The organism is Clostridium sp. 29_15 (genome assembly GCF_001916075.1).
Lineage (GTDB): Bacteria > Bacillota > Clostridia > Clostridiales > Clostridiaceae > Clostridium > Clostridium lentum.
Genome location: NZ_MNRT01000037.1, coordinates 1 through 23131, shown reverse-complemented (window position 1 = coordinate 23131; position 23131 = coordinate 1). Strand labels below are relative to the sequence as shown.

26 protein-coding genes, 2 pseudogenes and 1 riboswitch are annotated in these 23131 nt (G+C 28.0%); of the genes and pseudogenes, 7 read left to right on the top strand and 21 right to left on the bottom strand.

The genetic code is table 11. The features are described 5' to 3' along the window. Positions 1 to 14: 14 nt before the first annotated feature. The 15 genes and pseudogenes from thiM to BHW04_RS08515 all read right to left on the bottom strand — a co-directional run bounded on the left by thiM (position 15) and on the right by BHW04_RS08515 (position 13135). Positions 15 to 812: a hydroxyethylthiazole kinase gene (gene thiM, locus BHW04_RS08585; RefSeq protein WP_186835384.1), complete on the bottom strand. Its 798-nt coding sequence runs from the start codon at positions 810 to 812 to the stop codon at positions 15 to 17. Positions 813 to 841: 29 nt separating this feature from the next. Then, positions 842 to 1654, bottom strand: a complete 813-nt coding sequence (gene thiD, locus BHW04_RS08580) for a bifunctional hydroxymethylpyrimidine kinase/phosphomethylpyrimidine kinase (protein WP_186835385.1) — start codon at positions 1652 to 1654, stop codon at positions 842 to 844. Positions 1655 to 1803: 149 nt separating this feature from the next. Continuing rightward, positions 1804 to 1905, bottom strand: a riboswitch (TPP riboswitch). A 66-nt stretch (positions 1906 to 1971) separates the two neighbouring features. After that, positions 1972 to 2067: pseudogene (locus BHW04_RS08575) on the bottom strand (aminopeptidase P family N-terminal domain-containing protein); the annotation flags it as partial. Positions 2068 to 2123: 56 nt separating this feature from the next. Next, positions 2124 to 2681, bottom strand: a complete 558-nt coding sequence (locus BHW04_RS08570; RefSeq protein WP_022211864.1) for a hypothetical protein — start codon at positions 2679 to 2681, stop codon at positions 2124 to 2126. Positions 2682 to 2730: 49 nt separating this feature from the next. After that, the gene (locus BHW04_RS08565; protein WP_186835386.1) at positions 2731 to 3303 is read right to left on the bottom strand and encodes a hypothetical protein; all 573 of its coding nucleotides are present in this window, start codon (positions 3301 to 3303) and stop codon (positions 2731 to 2733) included. Positions 3304 to 3484: 181 nt separating this feature from the next. Then, complete coding sequence (locus BHW04_RS08560; RefSeq protein ID WP_186835387.1) at positions 3485 to 4690, bottom strand: NAD(P)/FAD-dependent oxidoreductase; 1206 nt, start codon at positions 4688 to 4690, stop codon at positions 3485 to 3487. 490 nt (positions 4691 to 5180) lie between these two features. Continuing rightward, on the bottom strand, positions 5181 to 7160 hold the full coding sequence (locus BHW04_RS08555) for an ABC transporter permease (protein WP_302699394.1): 1980 nt from the start codon (positions 7158 to 7160) through the stop codon (positions 5181 to 5183). Further along, positions 7150 to 7920 (bottom strand): ABC transporter ATP-binding protein, encoded by a 771-nt coding sequence (locus tag BHW04_RS08550; protein ID WP_022168413.1) that lies wholly within the window; start codon positions 7918 to 7920, stop codon positions 7150 to 7152. Before BHW04_RS08550 ends, BHW04_RS08555 begins: the two co-directional genes overlap by 11 nt. 169 nt (positions 7921 to 8089) lie before the next feature. Beyond that, on the bottom strand, positions 8090 to 9106 hold the full coding sequence (locus BHW04_RS08545) for a sensor histidine kinase (protein WP_022211869.1): 1017 nt from the start codon (positions 9104 to 9106) through the stop codon (positions 8090 to 8092). After that, positions 9103 to 9771, bottom strand: coding sequence for a response regulator transcription factor (locus BHW04_RS08540; RefSeq protein WP_186835389.1), 669 nt, complete (start codon positions 9769 to 9771; stop codon positions 9103 to 9105). The genes BHW04_RS08545 and BHW04_RS08540 overlap by 4 nt, the downstream gene beginning before the upstream one ends. An 88-nt stretch (positions 9772 to 9859) precedes the next feature. Then, positions 9860 to 10333 carry a preQ(1) synthase gene (queF, locus tag BHW04_RS08535; RefSeq protein ID WP_302654148.1) on the bottom strand — a complete coding sequence of 158 codons (474 nt, stop codon included), beginning with the start codon at positions 10331 to 10333 and terminating at the stop codon, positions 9860 to 9862. 3 nt (positions 10334 to 10336) lie between these two features. Next, positions 10337 to 10825, bottom strand: coding sequence for a QueT transporter family protein (locus tag BHW04_RS08530; protein WP_022168409.1), 489 nt, complete (start codon positions 10823 to 10825; stop codon positions 10337 to 10339). Positions 10826 to 10996: 171 nt separating this feature from the next. Continuing rightward, on the bottom strand, positions 10997 to 11728 hold the full coding sequence (locus BHW04_RS08525; RefSeq protein WP_186835391.1) for a glycerophosphodiester phosphodiesterase: 732 nt from the start codon (positions 11726 to 11728) through the stop codon (positions 10997 to 10999). Between the two features lie 240 nt (positions 11729 to 11968). Next, positions 11969 to 12472, bottom strand: coding sequence for a DedA family protein (locus BHW04_RS08520; RefSeq protein WP_186835392.1), 504 nt, complete (start codon positions 12470 to 12472; stop codon positions 11969 to 11971). 159 nt (positions 12473 to 12631) lie between these two features. Further along, positions 12632 to 13135, bottom strand: coding sequence for a DedA family protein (locus BHW04_RS08515; RefSeq protein WP_302699393.1), 504 nt, complete (start codon positions 13133 to 13135; stop codon positions 12632 to 12634). Positions 13136 to 13363: 228 nt separating this feature from the next. On the opposite strand from BHW04_RS08515, the gene BHW04_RS08510 reads away from it, so the two are divergent. Further along, positions 13364 to 14233 (top strand): methionyl aminopeptidase, encoded by an 870-nt coding sequence (locus BHW04_RS08510; protein WP_022211875.1) that lies wholly within the window; start codon positions 13364 to 13366, stop codon positions 14231 to 14233. A gap of 72 nt (positions 14234 to 14305) precedes the next feature. Here the strand turns inward: BHW04_RS08510 and BHW04_RS08505 are convergent, their stop codons facing one another. Then, a complete protein-coding gene (locus BHW04_RS08505) occupies positions 14306 to 14479 on the bottom strand; it encodes a hypothetical protein (protein ID WP_302699392.1) in 174 nt (57 codons plus the stop codon). Between the two features lie 106 nt (positions 14480 to 14585). Here BHW04_RS08505 and BHW04_RS08500 point away from each other — a divergent pair, with 106 nt between their 5' ends. After that, positions 14586 to 15008, top strand: a complete 423-nt coding sequence (locus tag BHW04_RS08500) for a cytidine deaminase (protein WP_022211877.1) — start codon at positions 14586 to 14588, stop codon at positions 15006 to 15008. Between the two features lie 97 nt (positions 15009 to 15105). Here the strand turns inward: BHW04_RS08500 and BHW04_RS08495 are convergent, their stop codons facing one another. From BHW04_RS08495 to BHW04_RS08485, 3 genes are all read right to left on the bottom strand, one after another. Then, positions 15106 to 15804 (bottom strand): pseudouridine synthase, encoded by a 699-nt coding sequence (locus tag BHW04_RS08495; RefSeq protein ID WP_186835415.1) that lies wholly within the window; start codon positions 15802 to 15804, stop codon positions 15106 to 15108. Positions 15805 to 15914: 110 nt separating this feature from the next. Further along, positions 15915 to 16715, bottom strand: coding sequence for a glycerophosphodiester phosphodiesterase (locus BHW04_RS08490; protein ID WP_302699391.1), 801 nt, complete (start codon positions 16713 to 16715; stop codon positions 15915 to 15917). A gap of 225 nt (positions 16716 to 16940) precedes the next feature. Then, positions 16941 to 17381 (bottom strand): hypothetical protein, encoded by a 441-nt coding sequence (locus BHW04_RS08485; RefSeq protein WP_022211880.1) that lies wholly within the window; start codon positions 17379 to 17381, stop codon positions 16941 to 16943. 296 nt (positions 17382 to 17677) lie between these two features. Here BHW04_RS08485 and BHW04_RS08480 point away from each other — a divergent pair, with 296 nt between their 5' ends. From BHW04_RS08480 to BHW04_RS08465, 4 genes are read left to right on the top strand one after another with little or no spacing between them, the layout of a single operon-like run. Further along, positions 17678 to 18343 (top strand): DUF969 domain-containing protein, encoded by a 666-nt coding sequence (locus tag BHW04_RS08480; RefSeq protein ID WP_022211881.1) that lies wholly within the window; start codon positions 17678 to 17680, stop codon positions 18341 to 18343. 21 nt (positions 18344 to 18364) lie between these two features. Further along, positions 18365 to 19294: a DUF979 domain-containing protein gene (locus BHW04_RS08475; protein ID WP_291662066.1), complete on the top strand. Its 930-nt coding sequence runs from the start codon at positions 18365 to 18367 to the stop codon at positions 19292 to 19294. 13 nt (positions 19295 to 19307) lie between these two features. Continuing rightward, on the top strand, positions 19308 to 19949 hold the full coding sequence (gene pcp / locus BHW04_RS08470; RefSeq protein WP_302699390.1) for a pyroglutamyl-peptidase I: 642 nt from the start codon (positions 19308 to 19310) through the stop codon (positions 19947 to 19949). Then, positions 19949 to 20392 carry a gamma-glutamylcyclotransferase family protein gene (locus tag BHW04_RS08465; protein ID WP_302699389.1) on the top strand — a complete coding sequence of 148 codons (444 nt, stop codon included), beginning with the start codon at positions 19949 to 19951 and terminating at the stop codon, positions 20390 to 20392. Before pcp ends, BHW04_RS08465 begins: the two co-directional genes overlap by 1 nt. 40 nt (positions 20393 to 20432) lie before the next feature. Here BHW04_RS08465 and BHW04_RS08460 read toward each other — a convergent pair. Next, positions 20433 to 21652 (bottom strand): annotated as a pseudogene (locus tag BHW04_RS08460) (NAD(P)-dependent oxidoreductase). 59 nt (positions 21653 to 21711) lie between these two features. Next, positions 21712 to 22287 (bottom strand): hypothetical protein, encoded by a 576-nt coding sequence (locus BHW04_RS08455; RefSeq protein ID WP_022166361.1) that lies wholly within the window; start codon positions 22285 to 22287, stop codon positions 21712 to 21714. 150 nt (positions 22288 to 22437) lie between these two features. On the opposite strand from BHW04_RS08455, the gene BHW04_RS08450 reads away from it, so the two are divergent. Then, positions 22438 to 23016, top strand: a complete 579-nt coding sequence (locus tag BHW04_RS08450; RefSeq protein ID WP_302699388.1) for a serine/threonine protein kinase — start codon at positions 22438 to 22440, stop codon at positions 23014 to 23016. Positions 23017 to 23131: the final 115 nt, after the last annotated feature.

Genomic DNA, 23131 nt, shown 5'->3' with positions numbered 1-23131 from the left:
TTTATTCCCCCTACTTATTGTTTTTCTTCTATCTTTATTATTCTTGAATTTTCTTCAAGTAACTTCTTATTTAATTTATATATATTATCCATTAATTTAATTTTAAATGTTCCCAAAGGAGTATCACCTTTATCTGCTAACTCTCCTGCAATACCCATAACAAGCATTGCCATAACAGTGGCTTCCAATCTATTTTCTCCTGTTCCTAAAAAACTTCCTATTAAACTACCAGTCATACATCCAGTACCTGTTATTCCTTTTAATTTCGCTGTTCCATTTTCAATTCTTAATACATTTTTCCCATCAGATATATAATCGTTAACTCCTGTAGCAACTACTACACATTCTAATCTTTTGGCAGCTTTCTTCACTATTTGGATTATATCTTCTCCATCATCAAGAGAGTCTACACCTTTTCCTTTAACATCTAGACCACATATATATTTAATTTCTGCTACATTTCCCTTAACCACATCAAACTTAACTTCATTTAAAAGTTTATTAACAAACTCACTTCTTGTATTTGTTGCAAAAACTCCCACTGGATCAAAAATAACAGGTTTATTATATTTATTAGCTGCTTTTCCAGCTTTCACAAATAAATCAAGTCTTGATGAATTCATAGTTCCTATATTAATGACTACTGCTGAAGAAATGCCTATGACCTCTTCTACTTCTTCATAACTATAGCTCATAAGAGGACTAGCTCCCAGTGCTAAAGTCACATTTGCACAATCATTTATTGTTACTTCATTAGTATAATGTACTACCAGTGGATTTATTTCCTTAACCTTGTTTATTAACTCATACATATCTTAACTCCCTCGATGCTTTATCTTTCTTATTTACTGAATGTTAACCCTTCAAATTTATAAAAATGATGAACTGGCCCCACTCCATGTCCAATATCAAAGCTATGCTCAATAGCTTCAGTAATATACTTCTTACTTAATTCTACAGCTTCTTTAATACCATATCCTAATGCAAGATAAGCTGTTATTGCTGATGATATTGTGCAGCCAGTACCATGGGTATTTTTTCTATTTATACGCTTTGTTTCAAATACTTCAAAAATATTCTCACCAATTAATACATCTACTGCTTCACCATCTAAATGACCACCTTTCACCAGCACAAATTTAGGCCCCAGCTCAAATATTTTTTTCCCGGCTACTTTCATATCTGTAACAGAATTAATCTTTATCCCTGTAATTTCTTCTGCTTCAGGAACATTAGGCGTTACTAAATAAGCCATAGGTATTAGATATTTTATTAAATTTTCCTTTGCTTCAGACTTTAATAATGAATATCCACTTTTAGAAATCATCACTGGATCAACTACCAAAAAACTTGGATTATATTTCTTCATGGTATTTACTATATCCACTATTATTTCTGGACTAGACACCATACCTATTTTCACAGCTGCTGGCTCAATATCATCAAAAATCGCTTTTATTTGACTTTTTATTATTTCACCACTTAACTCCTCAACAGCAAAGACACCTTCTGTATTTTGTGCTGTTACTGCCGTAATAACACTCATGCCATATGTACCAATAGCACTAAATGTTTTTAAATCTGCTTGAATTCCTGCACCTCCTGAAGAATCAGATCCTGCAATAGTCAATGTTGGTACTCTGTAATTTCTCAAAATTATTCCCCCTCCCATTAAGTTAATTACAAATTATCAACGATAAATATAAAAAAAAGCTGCACTCTTATCCAGAGTACAGCTATTGAATATGAATAATTAATCTACTTAAATAAAAGTAGTTTCATTTTAATTCATCATTAATAATTCGTCATCGATTTACGCTTTCCTCCGCTGGCATTATCCAGTTCAGGTACAAGGGTTGATTATGTTATATCTCTCAGCTTTTTATAGCACCCCTAGCAAATTATATATATTATTGTCCTTTTTATTGTAAACTTATATTTATTTTTTTACAATACCTTATTTTTTAAATTTAATTCTTCCTCTGCTTGAATAAAATATCTCCCATCAGTCCAAAGCTTTGCCTTATTTTTACTTACTAATAAAGTACCTACTGAACCAGTAAAACCTAAATTTAATTACTATTTTAAAATAAAAAAATAAAATGTAAAGCTCCTTAGATAACTTACATTTTATTTTTCAATTCCTCTATTTCTCTTTCCAAAGCTAAGATTTTATCATTTAATTGATTTATAATATCTTCTTCATATTTTCCATTATGACTTTGTTTTCTTTCTTTATGAGATTTCTTTTTATTTTTCTTCTTAACAATTTGTTCATAACCATCAGAAGTTGAAGGTTCTGCTGTAAATGGGTTGGATATATTTCGATAGTCTGGACTATAGTACCTTCCTGGCCCTGCTTGTGAATATTGTTGCTGAGCATTAAACATTACTATTACCTGGGCAATTAACTGTACCCAATTTCCAAACGCATTGGCTACATTTGTAGGCATATTACCTGATAATATACTGCCAACCACTTCTCCTAAAACAGTAATAAGCATTGGATCTATATCTTGAAAACCAAACGGAATATCTAAATCACAATATTTATACTCATTAGAATTTGCACCACCAGTTGGATCTATTTTACACTTATTATTGAATTTATTTTTATTATTCTTTTTACTATCATATTGGTCTTTAACTCTATCATCAATAATATCTGCATCCCAAGCCATATTTTCTCCATAATTATTATTGCTATTACCATATTACGTATAATTAAACTTAGGTGTTCATATTATCTACCAAAGTCTTTTCTAAAGAAGTTACTCTTGTTTTTAATTTTTCTATCTGCTCTTTCAATTCTTCCATAAGACTTTCTAATCTTTCACAGCCATTGATATTGCTCTTTTCTGAACTATTCCTAATATTTTCACTGTCATTACAATCACTATTGGAATTTTCCTTGGAATCGCAACTACAAAAAGGATTATTTACATTTTTATATCTTAAGTCATAATAACGTCCTGGTCCATTTTGAAAGTATTGCTGTTGTGCTCCATAAGTTTCTATTGCTTGTCCCACTAAATTAAGCCAATTAGATATAGCCACAGCTACATTAAAAGGTACATTTCCAGCTATAATATTACCAATCAACTCACCAATAGTTATAAAAACTATGGGATTTATATCTTGAAACCCTCCAGGAATATCTAAATTTAGATTAGCACAACAATTACTATTCCCTCCCCCTGAAGGATCTACCTCAGGAATATTATTTGACACATCATCTTCGTTTTTCACATATCCATTTCTCTTAAGCATTTCATATATTTCATTTAAATCATACATATTCATTTTTCATTCTAAAACTTCACGTAAAATTAATATATTAGTATTTTATGCTTTATTTTTATTTTAGTAACATCTTATTATGCCTTTTCATAATATATATTATAACACTAAGCAAAAGTTATACTCCTATCTTTCGGCATAAAGCTAAGCCTCATAGTAAATCTACTACGAGGCTTTTTTTTACTTAAAAATCACTTCCTGCTAAATATCCTGTTGAAAATGCCATTTGAAGATTATATCCTCCTGTTTCAGCATCTATATCAATTACTTCTCCAGCAAAATATAAATTATTTATTAATTTTGATTCCATGGTAGAAGCATTAATTTCCTTTACTTTAACTCCACCTGACGTTACCTGTGCAGCTTTTATAGTTAAAGTTTCCCTTACTGTAAGCTTCATTTCTTTTATATACTCAATTATCTTAATTTCATCTTCCTTTTTCAAGTCACTGGCTTTAACTTCTACTAAGTTAAGCATTTCAAATATCTGCTTCAAGAAATTTTGTGGCAAAATTCCCTTTAAATTATTTAAAACGAACCTATTACTGTTACTTCTAATTATCTGTGCAAGTTCCTCCTTTGACCTATCTTTAAGAAAATCTAAAACGACTTCAACTTCACCATCAGCTAAAGCTTTATTTAAGTATGAAGAAATTTTTAATACTGCTGGACCTGATATTCCAAAGTGAGTAAATATCATATCTCCTTCTTTTTCAAACTTCTTCTTTTTAAATTTTGCCTGTATATGTACATCCTTCATAGCTATCCCTTGAAGATTTTTAACAAATTCCTCCTTTATGACAAGTGGAATTAAAGCTGGATAAATAGGTGTTATTGTATGACCATATTTCTTAATAACATCATACATACTTCCATCTGAACCAGTTGTGGGAAAACTTTTCCCTCCTGTTGTAACTATCACTTTATCTCCATTAATAGACTTACCTGTGTCAAGTATCACACCTTTTACTACATTATCTTTCACAATTAAATCTTCAACCTTTGTATTATACAATATCTTAACATTGTTCTCTCTTAACTCATTTTCAAATAAAGATATTACTTCATCTGCTTTATCGCTTTTTGTATATACTTTTTCATCATATTCCACCTTATATTCTAGTCCTTTTTCACTTAAGTACTCCAGTAGTTGATAGTTTGAAAAAGTGTATAAAGCACTATATAAAAATTTGTTATTAGTTACTATTTTACTAAAGAACTCTTCAATATCTCTGTTATTAGTGATATTACATCTTCCACCACCAGTAAGCTTTAACTTCTTACCTATTTCATTATTTCTTTCTATTAAGATAACTTCATTATTTTTAGCTGCCGTTATAGCTGCCATAATACCTGCTGGCCCACCTCCTATAACAATAACCTTTGCCATTTTGCCTACACCTCACTACCAATAATTTGTTTATTTTCTTATTATAACAGAAAACATATTATGTATATATAAAAAAATAAGAAATAGCCAATAAGCTATTTCTATCTACAACAATTATCCATACATTGTTGTAGTGCATCACTTAAGCCATTTGTCAACTGACAATTTTGATTCATTAAGAAGCAATAAATACTTTGATTACTCCACCAATATAAAAATAATATTACATAAATCAAATTTATAAACTGCGATCCATAACATAGTAATATATTAAAAAAATCACAATAAGTAAATTGATTATTGGGATTATTGGCATTACTTAGTAAAGCATCAGCTAAGTCATCCAAAGGCAAACCATTTATTATGCTATCCAAAGTACTACCGCTATTGCAGTTACTATCAAAATTATAATAATCCAAATTATTCATGTCTCATCCTATAATATTGCTATATAAATATTTTATGATTTTTAATTTAATAAGTTCTCTTTTTAGCAATATTTTAACATTTTCTTAGCTCCATTATATGCTGCAATAAAATATCCACCATATATTATAATCATTATAATCATTGTTACTATAATATAATTCATTATAGATCCATCACCAAAAACAGAAACTATATCTGAAGAAATCTTTAATCCTAAAATTGAATGTACTATAGCAAGTGATAAAGGAATCATAAAATAAATTGCTATTTGTACTAAAATAGATCTATTAATCATCTCTTCATCTACACCAATTTTTCTAAGTAATGCATATCTGTCTATATTATCTGCTGCTTCTGATAACTGCTGTAATGCTAATACTGCTGCTGATGCTATTAAAAAGACACTTCCAATATAAATAGCAAGATAAGAAATCATTGTGCCAAATCCAGCTGAATTAGCTAATAAATCTTTCTTTGTAAGATAATATACATATACAGAGTCATCAATATTATTTTCTCTAAATTTGCTAGCTAAATATTCATCACCTTCACTATTTTTATAATTAATATTTAAATATGAATTATATGGTTCCACTCCATTTAAAACTTCATCATTAACTATAAAAGTACATAAATTATTTTCTAGCATTTGATTATAAGTAGTCACTTCTATAGACTCTATTTGTGCTGGTAATAATTTTTCTCCGTTTACAACTATTTCAGTATTGTTTTTAGTAGCTTCCATTATATACTTTTTAAAATCTTTTACATCGCTACATACCATATATTTATCATCTGCTAATTTAACTTGTTCTTTTCCTATCATTTCCATAACACTGTTAAACTCTGAAACCTTCATTACTGGTATGTTTTCATTTGAAAATACAGGATAATACTTTTTAGTTTTATTTATAGCCTCTTTAGTAAGAAAATCTCTATAACTATAATCATTATCATATAACTTATACTCTGAATAACTGTTGGCAATACTATCTAAATCTATTCCTTTATTCATAAGTTCTTCTTTTATATCTAACCCTTGATAATTCCAAAAAGTAGCATCAAATTGACTCGAATATTTCAAACCTTGGTTTATTGATTTATTTATTCCAAGGCCACCTGATAATGTGCATATAGAAACAAAAAGCATTAAGCATATAAAAGTCATGGAAATAAAGGTTGTATTTATCTTGCTGTTAATTTGTCTTAAGATAAACATATTTAAATTTTTAAAATATTTATTTTTATTACTTTGCATTACTTTTAATAAAAAACCTGAAAGAGCAAAGAAAAATAAAAATGTTCCTAAGGCTCCCATAGCTACGATGATAAATAATGATGATGTAATAATGGCAACACCCATTTTTAACACATAATAATATGCTCCACCTAATAAAGTAATACTTATTATAAAGATAACAACTGATAGCCAAAGATTTCTTACTTTGATATCTTGATTTTTCTTTGCAGCATTTAACAAATCAATTAATTTAACTTTTCTAATAACATTAGAATTAAATAATAAAACTATCAAGTATATTATTGCAAAACATACCAATGTTTTTATAAATGCACTTTTTGAAAAAACAAATTTAAATCTTACAATATCCACTTGGAATAACTTGGCTGTAAATATTGATAACCCTTGTGATAACAATGTTCCTACCACTAAGCCTACAATTAAAGAGAGAATACCTATACATAATGTTTCAATAAATAATATTTTTGAAAGAGTTCCTTTTTCCATCCCTAAAGTCATATATATTCCAAATTCTTTTTTTCTTCTTTTTATTAAATAATTGCTGGCATAAATAATTAAGAATCCTAAGATAGCAGAAATAAATACCGATGCTACGCTCATAACTACATTGACCATTTCGAAGGCATTTTTTTCAGCCTCACTTAAGTTCATCATAATTGTTTGTGATTCTATGGAGTTAAATGTGTAAAATATCGCTACCCCAAATACTAATGTTAAAAAGTAAATTGAATAATCCTTAAAACTTCTTTTTATATTTCTTATTGCAAGTTTAGCATACATCTCTCACATCTCCTCCTAGAAGTGTAATTACATCTATGATCCTATCAAAGAACTTGTTTCTGCTATCATTACCTTTTATAAGTTCATTAAATATCTTTCCATCTTTAATAAACAGTATCCTGTCAGCATAACTAGCAGTAAAAGCATCATGAGTTACCATCATAATTGTTGCATTTAAATCCTTGTTTAACTTTTCCATACTTTCTAATAATACCTTTGCTGATTTTGAATCTAATGCTCCTGTAGGTTCATCTGCTAATATAAGTGATGGATTAGTTATTATTGCTCTTGCAGCTGCAACTCTCTGCTTTTGTCCACCTGACATTTCATATGGATATTTATTTAAAATATCTTTAATATTTAATTTATCTGCAATATTTGTTATTCTCTTATTAATTTCTCCATAATTAATCTTACATATAGTTAAAGCTAATGCTATATTTTCATAAGCTGTTAATGTATCTAAAAGATTAAAATCTTGAAAAATAAATCCTAACTCTTCTCTTCTAAACTTTGCTATTTTTTTTGACGAAAGTTTTGTTATATCATTATTATTTATATATATATGACCACTACTAGCTTTATCTATAGTTGAAATGCAGTTAAGGAGCGTTGTCTTTCCACTGCCTGATGCTCCCATAATACCTACAAACTCTCCTTTATTCACAGTAAAGCTTATATTATTAATTGCTTTAGTAATATTGCCATTCTTACCATAGTATTTTTCAATATTACTTACCCTTAATATTTCATTACTCATTTCTCTAACCTCCAGTATTTACTATACTCATATAATATCGTTAATTCATCATGGTATCCATAGAACTATGTAACAATAACCTTACACTTTTGTAACATAAGCTCATAGATTACCAACAATCTTATGAATTATGAGTGACTGAATAAATCTCCAGAGTTTATAATTAATATTAATCTTCCGCTAAATTATAGTTATTAATAGGAAATACTATTGTTACTTCTGTTCCTACTCCTAACTTTGATTTAATACTTATGCCTAAACCTAGTTTTAAACATAATTTCTTACATAAATATAAGCCCATACCTGTTGAGTTATTATATTTTCTACCATTTTCCCCAGTATAGCCTTTTTCAAATACTTTTTCTATTGACTTTTCACTTATTCCAATACCATTATCTAAAATTTTTAAAATAATATTCTTATCTTTTTCTAAACACCTAATCTTTATATACTTTTCATCCTTATCCATATATTTCACTGAATTAGAAATTATTTGTTGCAAGATAAATTCAATCCATTTGCTATCGCAATAGACCTTTTTTTCTATATCTTCTAGTTGAATCTTAACTCTTTTTTCAATAAGTATGTTTGCATTTTTTCTTATAACTGAATTTATACTATTTTTTAATGGTATTTTCTTGATTATATAATCCCTCTCTACTGTACTGCTTCTAGCATAAAATAATACTTGTTCTATAAAACCTTCTACTTTTTCAATTTCCTCCAAGACACTTTTATTAATATATCCTTCATCATTTTCTAAAATAAGCCTAGCAGATGCTATAGGTGTCTTTATTTCATGTACCCATGTTTCAATATACTCTTTATAATCATTAATATTCCTTTTTAAATCTGCTACTTCATCCTTCATGGATTTAGTACATTCCTCCAGTACAGAATAAATAATATTACTCTCAATAAAATCTCCTGACTCTAATATTTCTGCTATAAAATACTTTTTATCTAGCCCATCTAAATTCTTAAATAAATTATCATAATATTTTTTCCTATTAAAATAATCATAAATATAACAGCTAAATACTCCTATAAGATTTAATATGCTGATAAATACTATTGTATATGTATCTACTTTTAATGCTTTTAAAATAACAACACCTGAAAGAGTCATTACAATATTAATAACCATAAAAACAAATTTTTCTTTAATATATTCAATTAATTTCATACTAATATATAACCTTGTCCTCTCTTAGTTGTAAGCATATTATTGGCTCCAATTTCCTCCATCTTTTTTCTTAGCCTATTTATATTAACTGTTAAAGTATTATCATCTACAAACTCATCATTTTGCCATAAATACTTCATAAGTTCACTACGAGAAACTATTTTTCCTTTATTCTTTATTAAAGTGTAAAGAATCCTACTTTCATTTTTAGTAAGGTCACTTTTATTACCTTCATATTCCATTTCACTGGTGGAAAGGTTATATCTTAATCCATTATATTCATGTATCTCCATACTATTATTTCCATAAACTCTTCTTATGATTGATTCTATTCTTGCCAATAAAATGGCTGCATTATATGGCTTAGTAATAAAATCATCGGCTCCAAGATTCATGCTTATAAGCTCATCCATTTCAGTATCCCTGCTAGTTACAACTATGATAGGTACATTGGACTGCTTTCTTATTTCCTTGCATATATAATATCCATCAAAAACAGGTAGATTTATATCTAATAGTATTATTTTTGGGTTTTCTTCCAAAGCTATGTCCACTATATTTTCAAAGTCAAAGGAAGTAGCTACTTCATAACCATATCTTTTTAAAAAGCTACCTAACTGTTCATTTATCTTTACATCATCTTCAATAATAAAAACTTTATTCATATATAAGTCACCTCTCAATAAATTATATCCATATTTTACATAAAAATAATAGTGCCATATTAATTTTTATTAATATAGCACATAAAATTTATCTATTATCTATTTTTTCAGGATATAAATCATGATTTGCTAATCTGTTAAAAGCAACCTCTTCCCACCTTGTTCCTGGCTTTCCATAGTTGCAATATGGATCTATGGAAATTCCACCTCTTGGTGTAAACTTTCCCCATACCTCTATATACTTAGGTTTCATAAGCTTTATTAAATCCTTCATTATTATATTCATACAATCCTCATGGAAATCACCATGATTTCTAAAGGTAAATAAATATAACTTTAATGATTTACTTTCAACCATGTATTTATCAGGTACGTATGATATGTAGATAGTTGCAAAATCTGGTTGACCAGTTATTGGACAAAGGCTTGTAAACTCTGGACAATTAAACTTTACAAAATAATCATTATCTGGATGCTTATTTTCAAATCTTTCTAATATTTTAGGATTATAATCATATTCATATTTAGTATTTTGATTTCCAAGTAAAGTTATTTCCTTCATAAATTAAATCTCCTTAATCTTACTGCTAAGTATTTTTATTATAATTACTCCTAATATACCTGGTATAACTTGTCCTACACATAAGCTAAATGCCATAGCTTTATAAGGTATTCCTAATAAATATGATAACCAAGTAGCTACCCCTAGTCCCGGCACAAATATTATTGGAATTGCTGCTAAATTTATATTTAGCTTATACTTTCTTATAAGAACAATAAGGAATGATGTTGTTATTCCAACTAATCCTCCACCTAGCATATCTAAGACTCCTAAACCTCCCATTATTGTGTTAGATATTATATTTGCAATACCTAATGGTAAAACTAGAAAAGGGAAGATGTATGATAAAGAATATATTGTTGTGGCAATCCTTATTTGAAATTGCCCAAAAGCAAAAGATTGTGTACAAAACATTATAACTACATAAAGAGCAATTACTAATGCTGATAATGTTAACCTTTTTGTTGAATTAATTTTTATATTATTTTCCATGAAAATCACCTCCAAAGCATAAAAAAAGGGCATAAAAATGCCCTATTGTTTTAGAATATAATCTTCACTTCCTAGTTTTGTTTATAGACAGGAGGGTCACGAACTGTCTTATTAAATTCACCTAATTGAGAATATCATACATTTTACCTAAAATCAACTATTTTTATAATTTTATCCTTTAAGTTCTTCTTGCATAATTTCATCTAACAACGCTGGATAATTAGTAATAATCCCATCTACCTTAGCTGCAATAAGTAGCCTCATATATAGAGGTAAATCAACTGTATATACATTAATCTTTAAATTATTGGCATGGACTTCCTTTATTAACTCTGCTGAAACCAGTCTTAAATCTGGATGAATTGCATCAGCCTTTAACTCCTTAGCAACTTTAACTATATTTTCTATAGGCTCATAATATAATAATCCTGTTTTAATTTCTCCATCTATTTGCTTACATAACTTTATAGAGTTTGGATTAAAGCTTGAGATAATTACTCTTTCTTTCATTTCATAATCTTCAATCATATTTATTACATCTTGTTCAATTCCTGCATAATGTATCATATCTGTCTTTAATTCGATATTTAAAATCACATCACTATTCCTTATTAAGTTTAATACTTCTTCTAAAGTTGGAATCCCTGTTCCTTGCACTCCTTCAAACAAAGCTCTTCTAGTTTGAAGTTCTTTAAGCTCCCTTAAAGTAAAATCCTTTACCAACCCTTTTCCTTTAAAGGTTCTCTCAACCTCTTCATCATGAATAACAACTATCTTATTATCCTTTGTTTTCTGAACATCAAGTTCAATTCCTGATGCTCCACACTTTATTCCTTCTTCAAAAGCAAGCAATGTATTTTCTGGATAATCAGAACTTGCTCCTCTATGGGCAAAATTTATCATTATACATAAGCCTCCTATTTCTTACTCAATATAATTCATATTCTTATTTCCATAAACTAATACATTATTTTAATTATAATATTCTTAGAATTTATAGTACATATTTAACCATTTCACACAAAATTCCTATAATACCTACTCCGCATAAAAAACCAGTAAATACTCTTCTTCTAAAAATATAAAAAAGTGGCTTCCTTAAGAAAGCTCCTTTTTCAACTCATCATTCATAATTCATTATTATCACAGCAGTGCTTTACTTGTTATATATCCCCCAAAGATAAATACTAAATTCCATATAGCTATACCCATGGTAGAATAAATTGTAAATTCAAATATATCTTCTTTAACAGTTCCTGAAATCAAAGAAACTATAGTCCGTACAACTGGCAAAAGCCTACAAACAAACACACCTTTACTACCAAATCTTTTACTAAAATCAAAAGCTTTATCAATGGAACCCTTTGCTTTAGGAAATTTTTTCTTTATCCATTCTAATAAAGGATTTCCTACATAATATCCTACATAATATAGTGATATACTTCCTAAAACACCAGCTAAAACAGATATTATAAACATTCCAAAAAAGCTATATTCATTATTGGCAATAAGTACTCCTATGGCTGGTAGTATTACTCCACCTGGCAACCCAGGAAGATTTAAATACTCTAGATACACTATAAAAAACAAAAATATTATTCCATACTTTAATATGTATTCAACAACTAAATTAACATTATTTATCATAAACTTACCTCATAATCATTCTTAAAACGAATATACTTAATTTTATATTTCTATTATATATTAGATATGGTCACCTTTTCTATATATTATACTCTAAAGCTTTTTACTATAGTGATATAGTTATTTATCGTATAAATAACTATATCACTATATATCTTATTATCTGTTAATTAAATTTATTGTTAAATAACCACTTAACATTAATACTAAATTCCATATCCCAATACCAATTGATGAAAATATTAAAAACTCTATTAAACTTTCCTTTACACTTCCACATACTAAATATACCAATGTTCGCACTCCAGGAATAAATCTGCATAAAAGTACACCATTACTACCATATTTATTTGTATACATTAAAATTTTATCTATTGTTTCCTTGCTTTTAGGAAACCTATTCTTTACCCAATTAATCATAGGATTCCCTATGAAATATCCTAAATAATACAACGTCAAACTTCCTAATATTGCAGCTACTAACGTTAGTATAAACACGTAAATAAAACTATATTCATACTTGGCTACAAAAACCCCTATGGCTGGCATTAAAATTGATGATGCTAAACCTGGAAAATTTAACTGTTCTAAAAATAAAAGTAAAAATATAACTGCTGTTCCATACTTTAATATATATTGGATTATTATTTGAGAATTATTCATATATCATTTTCCTTTCTTCATTACTATTTGCTTATATCATAATTCTTTTAAAGTATTACATCATTAATAATATTTACCACTTTTTACCATATTATTACTTATGAATTAAATCACGCTATATTTTTTACAAAATAATTGAAAATAATTATCACTTATTCTATTTTCCCTTTTTCTTTTTTAAATATAGTAATATAATAACTATATATTCGATAATAAGGAGATAATGAAATGACTTTAAACAGAAATGACCACTGCTGGTGTGGTAGTAATAAAAAATATAAACAATGTCACTTACAATTTGACGAAAAAATAGCACACCATCAAAGAAATGGTGCTGAAGTTCCTCCAAGAGAAATTATAAAAACTCCAGCACAAATTGAAGGTATAAAAGCTAGTGCTAAAATAAATACTGCAGTTTTAGACCTAGTTGCTAAAAATATTAAAGCAGGAATGTCTACAGCTGAAATAGATAAACTTGTTCATGACTTTACTGTATCTCAAGGAGCTATACCTGCTCCTTTAAACTATCAAGGTTTCCCAAAAAGCTGCTGTACATCAATTAACGATGAAATATGTCACGGAATTCCTAGTGAAGATGTAATTCTTAAAGATGGAGATATAATAAATGTTGATGTTTCAACAATACTTAATGGTTACTTCTCAGATGCTTCAAGAATGTTCAAAATAGGTGCTGTACACCCTGAGCTTGATAAGTTAGTTAATGTTGCTAAGGAATGTCTAGATTGTGGTTTAAAGGCTGCTAAGCCATGGGGATTCATGGGTGATATTGCTGAAGCTGTTCAAAAACATGCTGAATCCAATGGCTACTCTGTAGTTAGAGAATTTGGTGGACACGGAATAGGCTTACAATTCCACGAAGATCCTTTTGTTTCTCATGTTGGTAAAGCAGGAACAGGTATGCTTCTAGTACCAGGAATGACTTTTACTATTGAACCAATGATTAATATGGGAGCTCCAGATTTATTTATCGATGCAGATAATGATTGGACTGCATTAACAGCAGATGGATACCCATCTGCTCAATGGGAATATACAATATTAATCACTGAAGATGGTGCTGAAATATTAACTTACTAATTTTATTAACTAAGTAATTATTTAAAGTATAAAAAATAAGTTGTAGATTATTTTAAACCTACAACTTATTTTCTATAGTTCCTTTACTAATTCTCCATTTTTAGCACTTACTGCTTTTATCACTCTGCATATGGCATATCCTAAAAATACCACTGAATAAACTGCTATATTTAAAATATAACTACTATCCATGTTTACTTTAGGAACAAACATCAGCATTACATGTACTATTAGTTTAATTGCCATTTACTTTTAATATTTTTTCTGATATAATATTATTCCTTTATACAATAATATATATTGGTGTTATTGTATATAATTTATTTAAATTTGAAAGGTTTAGGTGAACTAAATGATAAGTGATAGAGAGTTAATTGTAAAAGCATTTGAAGCTCAAAACTTTTGTTACACTCCATATTCAAACTTCAATGTAGGTGCTGCACTACTTGGCACTAATGGAAAGGTTTATCAAGGATGTAATATTGAAAATGCTGCCTTTTCTCCAACAAACTGTGCTGAAAGAACTGCTTTCTTTAAAGCTGTTTCAGAAGGACAACAAGATTTCTCAGCTATTGTTATTGTAGGAAACAAAGCTGATGTTAAAATGGGCGAAGGTGATTATTGCGCTCCATGTGGTGTGTGTAGACAAGTAATGGCCGAATTCTGCAATCCAGAAACTTTTAGAGTTATCTTAGCTAAAAGTCCTGATGATTACAAAGAATTCTTATTAAAAGAATTATTACCTTTAGGTTTCACTAGTAAAGACTTTAAATAATTCTAATTTAATAGTAAAAGTTTTAAAAGATTAGTGTTGCAGCACTAATCTTTTAAAAACATATTATATCAAGCTAATTTAAAAATTTCAATATTTTTTACAAATTATTTTTTTCAGTTAATCTTAACATTTCCTCTACTTCATTTTTAGAAATAAATCTATATTTTCCATACTCAATACCATCTAATGTTATATTCATAATTCTCACTCTTTCAAGCTTTACTACATTATAGCCAAAAACTTTGCTCATTCTCCTTATCTGTTTATTTAATCCTTGAGTGAGAATAATTTTAAAAGTATTATTGTCCATTCTAAACACCTTACATGATCTAGTGACTTGTCCACATATTTCAACTCCACTGGACATACCTTTAATAAATTCTTCATCAAATTCCCTATCTAAAGTTACAATATACTCTTTTTCGTGTTCATTTTCTGATTCTAAAATCTTATTAGCTAAAACACCATCATTGGTTAAAATAATAAGTCCTTGCGATGGCTTATCTAATCTTCCTACAGGAAAAATATACTCTGGATAATTCATATATTCTATAATATTACCCTTCACAGTCTTTTCTGCTGTACATGTTATCCCCACAGGCTTATTAAGTGCTATATATATCTTTTCTCTGGCAGAAACCGGCTCATCATCAATAAGTATTTCATCACTTTCCTCCACCCATTGACCTGGTATAGATAAAATACCATTAACCTTGACTCTTCCATCTTCTATATATCTTGCAGCTTCTTTTCTTGAACATATTCCTAAATTGCTTAATAATTTATTAATTCTCACTATATCACCTAATTCTATCATTTGTATAATATCTAAATTATACCATACTTAATCTTTAACATATCTAAAACCCTATATTTTATGAAAAGTGCGAATTCCTTTATAATTTTTTAATTATTTATAAGACTTCTAATCCTTATTACATCATTAGTTATTATATTATCCACCCCTAAATAAATAGCTCTCTGACCTTCCTCTTCATTATTTACTGTCCAAACAAACATCTCCTTACCAAGTTTATGAACTCTTTCTACAACTCTTTCATTTAATCCTTCATAGGCTATAGAAATAGCATCAATTTCATCAATATTAAAATCTTCTGCTAAACTTCTAGTAATATATCCTATTTTTATATTACTATTATAATTTCTAACCTTTAGCAATACTCCATAATTACTGGAGGTTATTATTACTTCTTCCTCCATCTTGCATTTTTCTATTAATTCCGCTACAAGCTTAGATATTAACTCTTCATCGTTATTTACCTTTAAATCAATATTTATCTTTGACTTTCCTCTTATAACTTTTAGTGCCTTTTCTAAAGTAACAATTTTATCATCTTTCCCTATAGAAAAAATTCTTTTTCTATTAATATCATTAAAATTGCTTTCAGAAATATTAAAACTTTCACCAGAATTTTTAATAAATACATCATCATGACTTAAAACAAGCTTATTATCCTTTGTCCTGCGAACATCAATCTCTATGTAGTCTGCTTTTTCTTCAATGGCAATATTAATGGCTTCAATACTATTATCTCTTGCTTTTAATGAACTTCCTCTGTGAGCTGTTATAAAAACCCTGTGCTTTTCACAATTTTTTTCTTCAGAAAGAATTTTATGTTCTAACAAATTATAAGAAAAAATAAATATAAATACTATTATTAAACACCTAAAAAATTTAAAGTACATCTTATCACCTTCTTTAACTTTAAAAAAAGGATTCTAAGAAAACTTCTTAAAATCCCCCTTCCTATATTATATATTTTTAATGATTAATTAATTCTCCCTTAGTATTAATGCCCATATTTTGAATAATTATTAGCTCTTTCAACTTAAGCTTAAAATATTATAGTAACTCTTTCCTTAACTCCATTAATTTATCTATATATTCTTCACAAGCACAAAAAATTAACTTTAATAATTATTATTTAACACATCAAAATTAATAGATGTACCTAGTAATAATATTATTACTGCAATTAAGTTTTTATAAGCTTTTTCAATATCTTTTGGTTGAGAATTGCTATTATTTTTCACAGTATTATATGCATCCCAAAGAATCCCAACAAATATAGCAGTAACTATTAAATATATTAAATTAGATTTTCTAGGACTATCACTTAAATCCTCCATATTTTCTGTAAAATTAGTATTATTTATATTATCTAAAATTACATTTCTTTGCCAAAAAAGATATTCTATATTAATTATAACTCCATAAAGAATTAAAAATACAGCCCATATTGATATGTTAACAATATATAATTCTTTGTATATTTCTCCTTGCTCTTGATTTGAGTTATTATTTTCAATATTGCTTGATTTACTTTTAAATGATTTCTTTTTATCTTTCATAATAAACCTATTAAATTAACTCCTAGTTTATATTTAATATATGCACTTAATGCTTTATTCGTAATAAAAATAAATTTTTCTACAATACATATACCTTAAAACCGTATATTTATGCAACCACTTTGCATTTTTTATTATATTTTTGTATTTTTTTATATTTTTTATTTTAATTTAATATATTTATTCGACATTTTCATATTTGTTTTTAAATATTGTAATTATTTTACATGGATTTTTATTTATTTTATTTGTATAATAAAAAAACAAGTATATAATAAAGAAAGGAATAGATAATTATGTCATTAATTGGAATTTTAATTATTATAGTAGGCTTTGCACTAAAACTTGATACAATAGCAGTTGTTGTTTCTGCTGGTGTAGTTACAGGATTAGTTGCAGATATGAGTATTTCAGAAATACTTTCTACTTTAGGAACAGCATTTATTAACAATAGAACAACATGTCTTTTTATGTTAACTTTACCTGTAATAGGATTATGTGAAAGATATGGATTAAAAGCAAAAGCTATAGACCTTATAAAAAAAGCAAAAGGGTTATCTACTGGTGCATTATTAAGTGGATATACATTTATAAGAGAAGCTTCTATTGGTATGGGAGTAACACTTGGAGGACATCCTCAATTTGTAAGACCTCTTATTAATCCAATGGCTGAAGGTGCATCTATAGCTAAATATGGAAATTTAGATGAAAAAGATATTGATAAAATTAAAGCTTATTCAGCAGCTTCTGATAATATAGGTAACTTCTTTGGTCAAAATGTCTTTATGGCAAGCTCTGGAGTTCTTCTAATTTCAGGTACTTTAGAATCACTAGGCTATAATGTAGATACTTTACAAATAGCTAAAGCTTCACTTCCAATTGCATTAGCAGCATTTGCACTTTGTATTTTACAAAACTATCTTCTTGATAATAGTCTAAAAAGAAAGTACAACAAAAAATAATAGTTAGGAGGAAAAAGCTATATGGACATAACAAAATTGTCAAATACATTGCTAGAAATATTTTATATCATGATAGGGCTATACATGGCTACTACAATGGTATTTACTTTAAAAGATAAAAATCATAAAACTAGAATAGGTACAGCTCTTTTTTGGGGTATAGTATCTGCAATTTTTATATTTGGTAAGTTGCTACCTCCTGCAGTAGTTGGTACACTTATTATTGTAATAGCAATATTATCTGCTTTAAAACAAATAAACATAGGAACTTTAAAACAACTTGATACTACATTTGCTCAATTAAAAGCTGATAAATTAGGTTTAAAAATATTTATACCTTCATTAGCTATTGCTTTTGTTGCTATGGCTATAGCACAATTCACTAAATTATCTGGTACAGTTGCTATCGGTATCGCTGCTGTTGTTGCATTATTATTAACATTTGCATTTACTAAAGCTAAGCCAATAGAATACATTGAAGATAGTAACAGAATGTTCCAATCTGTAGGTGTATTTGCTATATTACCTCAACTTCTAGCTTCACTTGGTGCTTTATTTACAGCTGCTGGAGTTGGTGATGTTATTTCTAATATAATTTCTGGTGTTATACCTGATGGAAACAGATTAGCTGGTGTTATTGCTTACTGTGTTGGTATGGCTTTATTCACTGCTATCATGGGTAATGGATTTGCTGCCTTTTCAGTTATTACTGTAGGTATAGGTGTTCCTTTTGTATTTGCTCAAGGTGGAGATCCTATTGTTTGTTCAGCTCTAGCATTAACAGCTGGGTTCTGTGGAACATTATTAACACCAATGGCTGCTAACTTTAATATGTTACCAGCAGTATTACTTGAAATGAAAGATAAGAATTTAGTTATTAAAGCTCAAGCTCCTTTTGCTATTGCTTTATTAACTATTCATATATTATTAATGTATTTTTTAGGATTTTAAGGAGTGATATATAATGAAAGTATTAATAACAGGTTTTGATCCCTTTGGAGGAGAAAGTGTTAATCCTGCTTTAGAAGCAGTTAAAGCATTACCTGATACAATTGCAGGTGCAGAAATAATAAAACTTGAAATACCTACTGTTTTTAGAAAATCATTAGAAAAAATTGAAGAAAACATAATAAAACACAGCCCTGATATCGTAATATCAATTGGCCAAGCAGGTGGAAGATTTGGTGTTACACCAGAAAGAGTTGCTATAAATATTGATGATGCTAGAATTGAAGATAATGAAAAAAATCAACCAATTGATATAACTATATTTGAAGATGGAGAAACGGCATATTTTACTAACCTTCCTATTAAGGCAATGGTAAAAGAAATGCAAGATGGAGGAATTCCTGCTTCTGTTTCAAATACAGCTGGTACATTTGTATGTAATCACGTTATGTACGGTATAATGTATATGATAGATAAAAAATATCCTAATATAAAAGGTGGATTTATCCATGTACCATATATACCTTCTCAAGTAGTTACTAAGCCTAATATGCCTTCTATGTCAGCATCTGACATAACAAAAGGATTAGAATTATGTATAAAAGCTGCTGTAGAAAACAAAGAAGATGTTAAAGCTGTTGGAGGCGAAATCTGCTAATGGAACAATATAACCTTTTTGTATATGGAAGCTTAAGGCCAAACTTCTTTAACTTTGAAAAATATTTAGAAGGAAAAACACTTGATATAAAGCCTGCAGTTTTAAAAAATATGCATTTATATCATATGCCTTACAAAGGCTATCCTGCAATTACTAAAGGTACTGGTGTAGTTGTTGGTGAAATAATTACTGTTAAAGATTATGATTCTACAGTAAAAGCAATTGACATCATGGAAGGATTTTTAGGAGAAAATAATCCTAATAATGAATATCATAAAATTCTTTTAGAAGTTAATCATTTAAATTCTAATAAAAAAGAAAAATGTTATACATATTTCTACAATGCTGATATTGATAAAGACTTTAATGAAAAAGCAGTCTTTATCAGTGATGGTGACTGGAAAAACTATATGTTAAATATAAATAAAGACTCTGCTAAATAAGCAGAGTCTTTATTTATATTTAATAATTTATTATTAACTTTTAGTCTTCATATTTTATTTTAATAAATTTATCTATTTCTTCTGCCACAAGTTTTGCATGTGCTGCAGCTCTAACTACAGTATCTGCCCCTGTAACAACATCCCCTGATGCAAACACACCTTCTTTTGTGGTATGCCCACTTTTATCAGTTATTAATAATCCCCATTTATTTATTTCAAGGCCAGTGGTATTGGATACTATATTATTTCTTGCCGCTTGGCTAATAGCTATAATAACAGAATCACATTCAAATAAAGCTTCTGTTCCTTCTTTATTTACTGTTATAATTTTACCATTATCATCTTCTGAATTTTCTGTTTCTATGTATTTAATGGTGCTTTAAATAATTCAAACTTTATGCCATCTTCCTTTGCTTCTTCTAGTTCAACCTTAGTACATGTCATATTTTCAAATCCTTTTCTATATAATACATATACTTCATCTGCTCCACTTCTCTTTGCAGTTCTCGCTGCATCCATGGCTACATTTCCAGCACCAATTACAACAACCTTATTACCTAATCTATATACAGATGGAGATTTTAAATAATCTATGGCATAATGTACATTTCCTAAACTTTCCCCTTTTATATTTAATGGCTTAGGATTCCAAAGCCCTGTACCAATAAATACAGCCTTATATCCATCAGTTAATAATTTGTCAACTGTGATTACCGGTCCTATAAGTGTATTAGGCCTAATTACCACTCCAAGCTCTAAAAGCTTTTCCTCATATTTATCTATAGTCTCATTAGGAAGTCTATATTCAGGTATTCCATATCTTAATACTCCACCTATTTTTTCATGAGCATCAAAAATAGTGATCTTATATCCTTTTCTAGCTAAAATAAATGCTAATGTAATACCAGCAGGGCCACCACCTATAATAGCAACACTATGTTTATTTTTTGGAAGGTTCTCAAAATGAATTTTATCTAGATATTCATTTGATATAAGCTCTTCCATCTCACAAAATCTCACTGGTTCACTTTTAATTCCTCTTATACAATTACCTTTACATTGATCTTCATGAGGACATACTACTGAACAAATAGCTGATAATGGATTATTTTCAAAAAGCATTTCTCCTGCTTCATGGATTTTTCCTTCTTTAAATAAAGAAATAACTTCCGGTATTGGTGTATCAATTGGACAGTTCATTCTACATCTTGGCTTTTTGCATAATAAACATCTATCTGCTTCTAATAATAATTCTTTCATTTGTTTCTCCCCTCTGTTTTTAAAAAGACTTATAGCATTTATTTTATCAAATTTAAGTATTATTTATCAAATACACCAAATACGTATTTCTTAAATTCTTCAAATGTACTTTTTTCTATTGATACTCCTTTATGTATTTTACCAGTTGCAAAATTATATTCAGCAACACCATAATTAAACATTGCACTTGTAATAATAAAGTTAGTATCATAATATCTATAATTTGCTTTATTGTCCATTGCAACCATGCATATATCAACTAAATCCTGAGAATCTCTAAGATATCCTGCCTTATTCATTTCTAAAATAAAGTATAGTAAATTATAAGCCCCTGCCAGTTCCACCATAGAATCCCCAGCTATATTATATAACTTATTTATATTATGGAAGTATTTAATACTTTGAAATTCAATAGTTTTATAATCTTCATTTATTTTTACTTCTCTTAAATTTAATTCATTAATTCTATCTTTTATATATTCCCATGATGTTGTTTCTCTTATTGAGTTATTTTTTATAACATTTTGAAATTTTTCAAACATCTCTTCAGCATCATTTCCTTTGTGCATCAAAGTTCCATTTATATTAACTGTATATTCTCCATTTGAATATACTAAAGCTATTTTATTATCCATATATATACACTCCTATTTATTAATAATAATTATTATATCATATTTAATATTCTTATATATAGTATTTTCATCATAACTCTCCCATTCCCAATAATCATATTTTAATCTACTTCATATAATATTATTAAATCAATATATAAAAGTGATAAAATGAGATACGTTCTAGATATAAAAAAGTGTAAATTCATTGGCAAAGGACATGAAGGTCGCGTTTATCTTACACCAGAAGGATTTGCTTTAAAAATATTTTATAAAACCAAAAATGCCCATGATGAAGTAGAAATTTTAGAAAAAGTTAAAAATAGTCGTTTTTTTCCTAATGTTTTATTTATAGCAGATAAAATGGTGCTTAGAGAATACATTTCTGGTGAAAACTTAGGAAGTTATCTTTATAAGCATGGTTTATCATATAATATTGCTGTTGAAATAATTGAACTTGTGGAGGAATTTAAAAAGTTAAATTTTACACGAATTAATATTAGAAGCGCTCATATTTTCATTGATAGCAATGAAAAACTTAAAGTCATCGATCCAAGAAAGCCATATATAAAAAACACACCTTATCCTAAAGATATCATTCATGTACTTGTAAAACTTGAACTTTTTGATGATTTTCTAAAATATGTAGCTAAATATAATCCTTCTCTCTTAAAATATTGGTCATTAGGATACGACTATTACATTAAAATGTCTAAGAAGAAATATTTTATCAAATTAAAGATATGTTAATTTGCTGGTAAAAGCAAAAGGGGCTGTATCAAAATAATATTTGAAAAAAGGGAATTCGTATTTGAATTCCCTTTTTTGCATATAATATCGTTATGAAAAACTTCAAAAAGAATGT

Bases quoted from the DNA above. Each gene is read 5' to 3' on its own strand.
- thiM (WP_186835384.1), bottom strand. From the start codon at position 812: ATGTATGAGTTAATAAACAAGGTTAAGGAAATAAATCCACTGGTAGTA.
- BHW04_RS08570 (WP_022211864.1), bottom strand. From the start codon at position 2,681: ATGGCTTGGGATGCAGATATTATTGATGATAGAGTTAAAGACCAATAT.
- BHW04_RS08565 (WP_186835386.1), bottom strand. From the start codon at position 3,303: ATGAATATGTATGATTTAAATGAAATATATGAAATGCTTAAGAGAAAT.
- BHW04_RS08560 (WP_186835387.1), bottom strand. From the start codon at position 4,690: ATGGCAAAGGTTATTGTTATAGGAGGTGGGCCAGCAGGTATTATGGCA.
- BHW04_RS08555 (WP_302699394.1), bottom strand. From the start codon at position 7,160: ATGTATGCTAAACTTGCAATAAGAAATATAAAAAGAAGTTTTAAGGAT.
- BHW04_RS08550 (WP_022168413.1), bottom strand. From the start codon at position 7,920: ATGAGTAATGAAATATTAAGGGTAAGTAATATTGAAAAATACTATGGT.
- BHW04_RS08545 (WP_022211869.1), bottom strand. From the start codon at position 9,106: ATGAAATTAATTGAATATATTAAAGAAAAATTTGTTTTTATGGTTATT.
- BHW04_RS08540 (WP_186835389.1), bottom strand. From the start codon at position 9,771: ATGAATAAAGTTTTTATTATTGAAGATGATGTAAAGATAAATGAACAG.
- queF (WP_302654148.1), bottom strand. From the start codon at position 10,333: ATGAAGGAAATAACTTTACTTGGAAATCAAAATACTAAATATGAATAT.
- BHW04_RS08530 (WP_022168409.1), bottom strand. From the start codon at position 10,825: ATGGAAAATAATATAAAAATTAATTCAACAAAAAGGTTAACATTATCA.
- BHW04_RS08525 (WP_186835391.1), bottom strand. From the start codon at position 11,728: ATGATAAATTTTGCCCATAGAGGAGCAAGTTCTGATTATCCAGAAAAT.
- BHW04_RS08520 (WP_186835392.1), bottom strand. From the start codon at position 12,472: ATGATAAATAATGTTAATTTAGTTGTTGAATACATATTAAAGTATGGA.
- BHW04_RS08515 (WP_302699393.1), bottom strand. From the start codon at position 13,135: ATGAATAATTCTCAAATAATAATCCAATATATATTAAAGTATGGAACA.
- BHW04_RS08510 (WP_022211875.1), top strand. From the start codon at position 13,364: ATGACTTTAAACAGAAATGACCACTGCTGGTGTGGTAGTAATAAAAAA.
- BHW04_RS08505 (WP_302699392.1), bottom strand. From the start codon at position 14,479: ATGGCAATTAAACTAATAGTACATGTAATGCTGATGTTTGTTCCTAAA.
- BHW04_RS08500 (WP_022211877.1), top strand. From the start codon at position 14,586: ATGATAAGTGATAGAGAGTTAATTGTAAAAGCATTTGAAGCTCAAAAC.
- BHW04_RS08490 (WP_302699391.1), bottom strand. From the start codon at position 16,715: ATGTACTTTAAATTTTTTAGGTGTTTAATAATAGTATTTATATTTATT.
- BHW04_RS08485 (WP_022211880.1), bottom strand. From the start codon at position 17,381: ATGAAAGATAAAAAGAAATCATTTAAAAGTAAATCAAGCAATATTGAA.
- BHW04_RS08480 (WP_022211881.1), top strand. From the start codon at position 17,678: ATGTCATTAATTGGAATTTTAATTATTATAGTAGGCTTTGCACTAAAA.
- BHW04_RS08475 (WP_291662066.1), top strand. From the start codon at position 18,365: ATGGACATAACAAAATTGTCAAATACATTGCTAGAAATATTTTATATC.
- pcp (WP_302699390.1), top strand. From the start codon at position 19,308: ATGAAAGTATTAATAACAGGTTTTGATCCCTTTGGAGGAGAAAGTGTT.
- BHW04_RS08465 (WP_302699389.1), top strand. From the start codon at position 19,949: ATGGAACAATATAACCTTTTTGTATATGGAAGCTTAAGGCCAAACTTC.
- BHW04_RS08455 (WP_022166361.1), bottom strand. From the start codon at position 22,287: ATGGATAATAAAATAGCTTTAGTATATTCAAATGGAGAATATACAGTT.
- BHW04_RS08450 (WP_302699388.1), top strand. From the start codon at position 22,438: ATGAGATACGTTCTAGATATAAAAAAGTGTAAATTCATTGGCAAAGGA.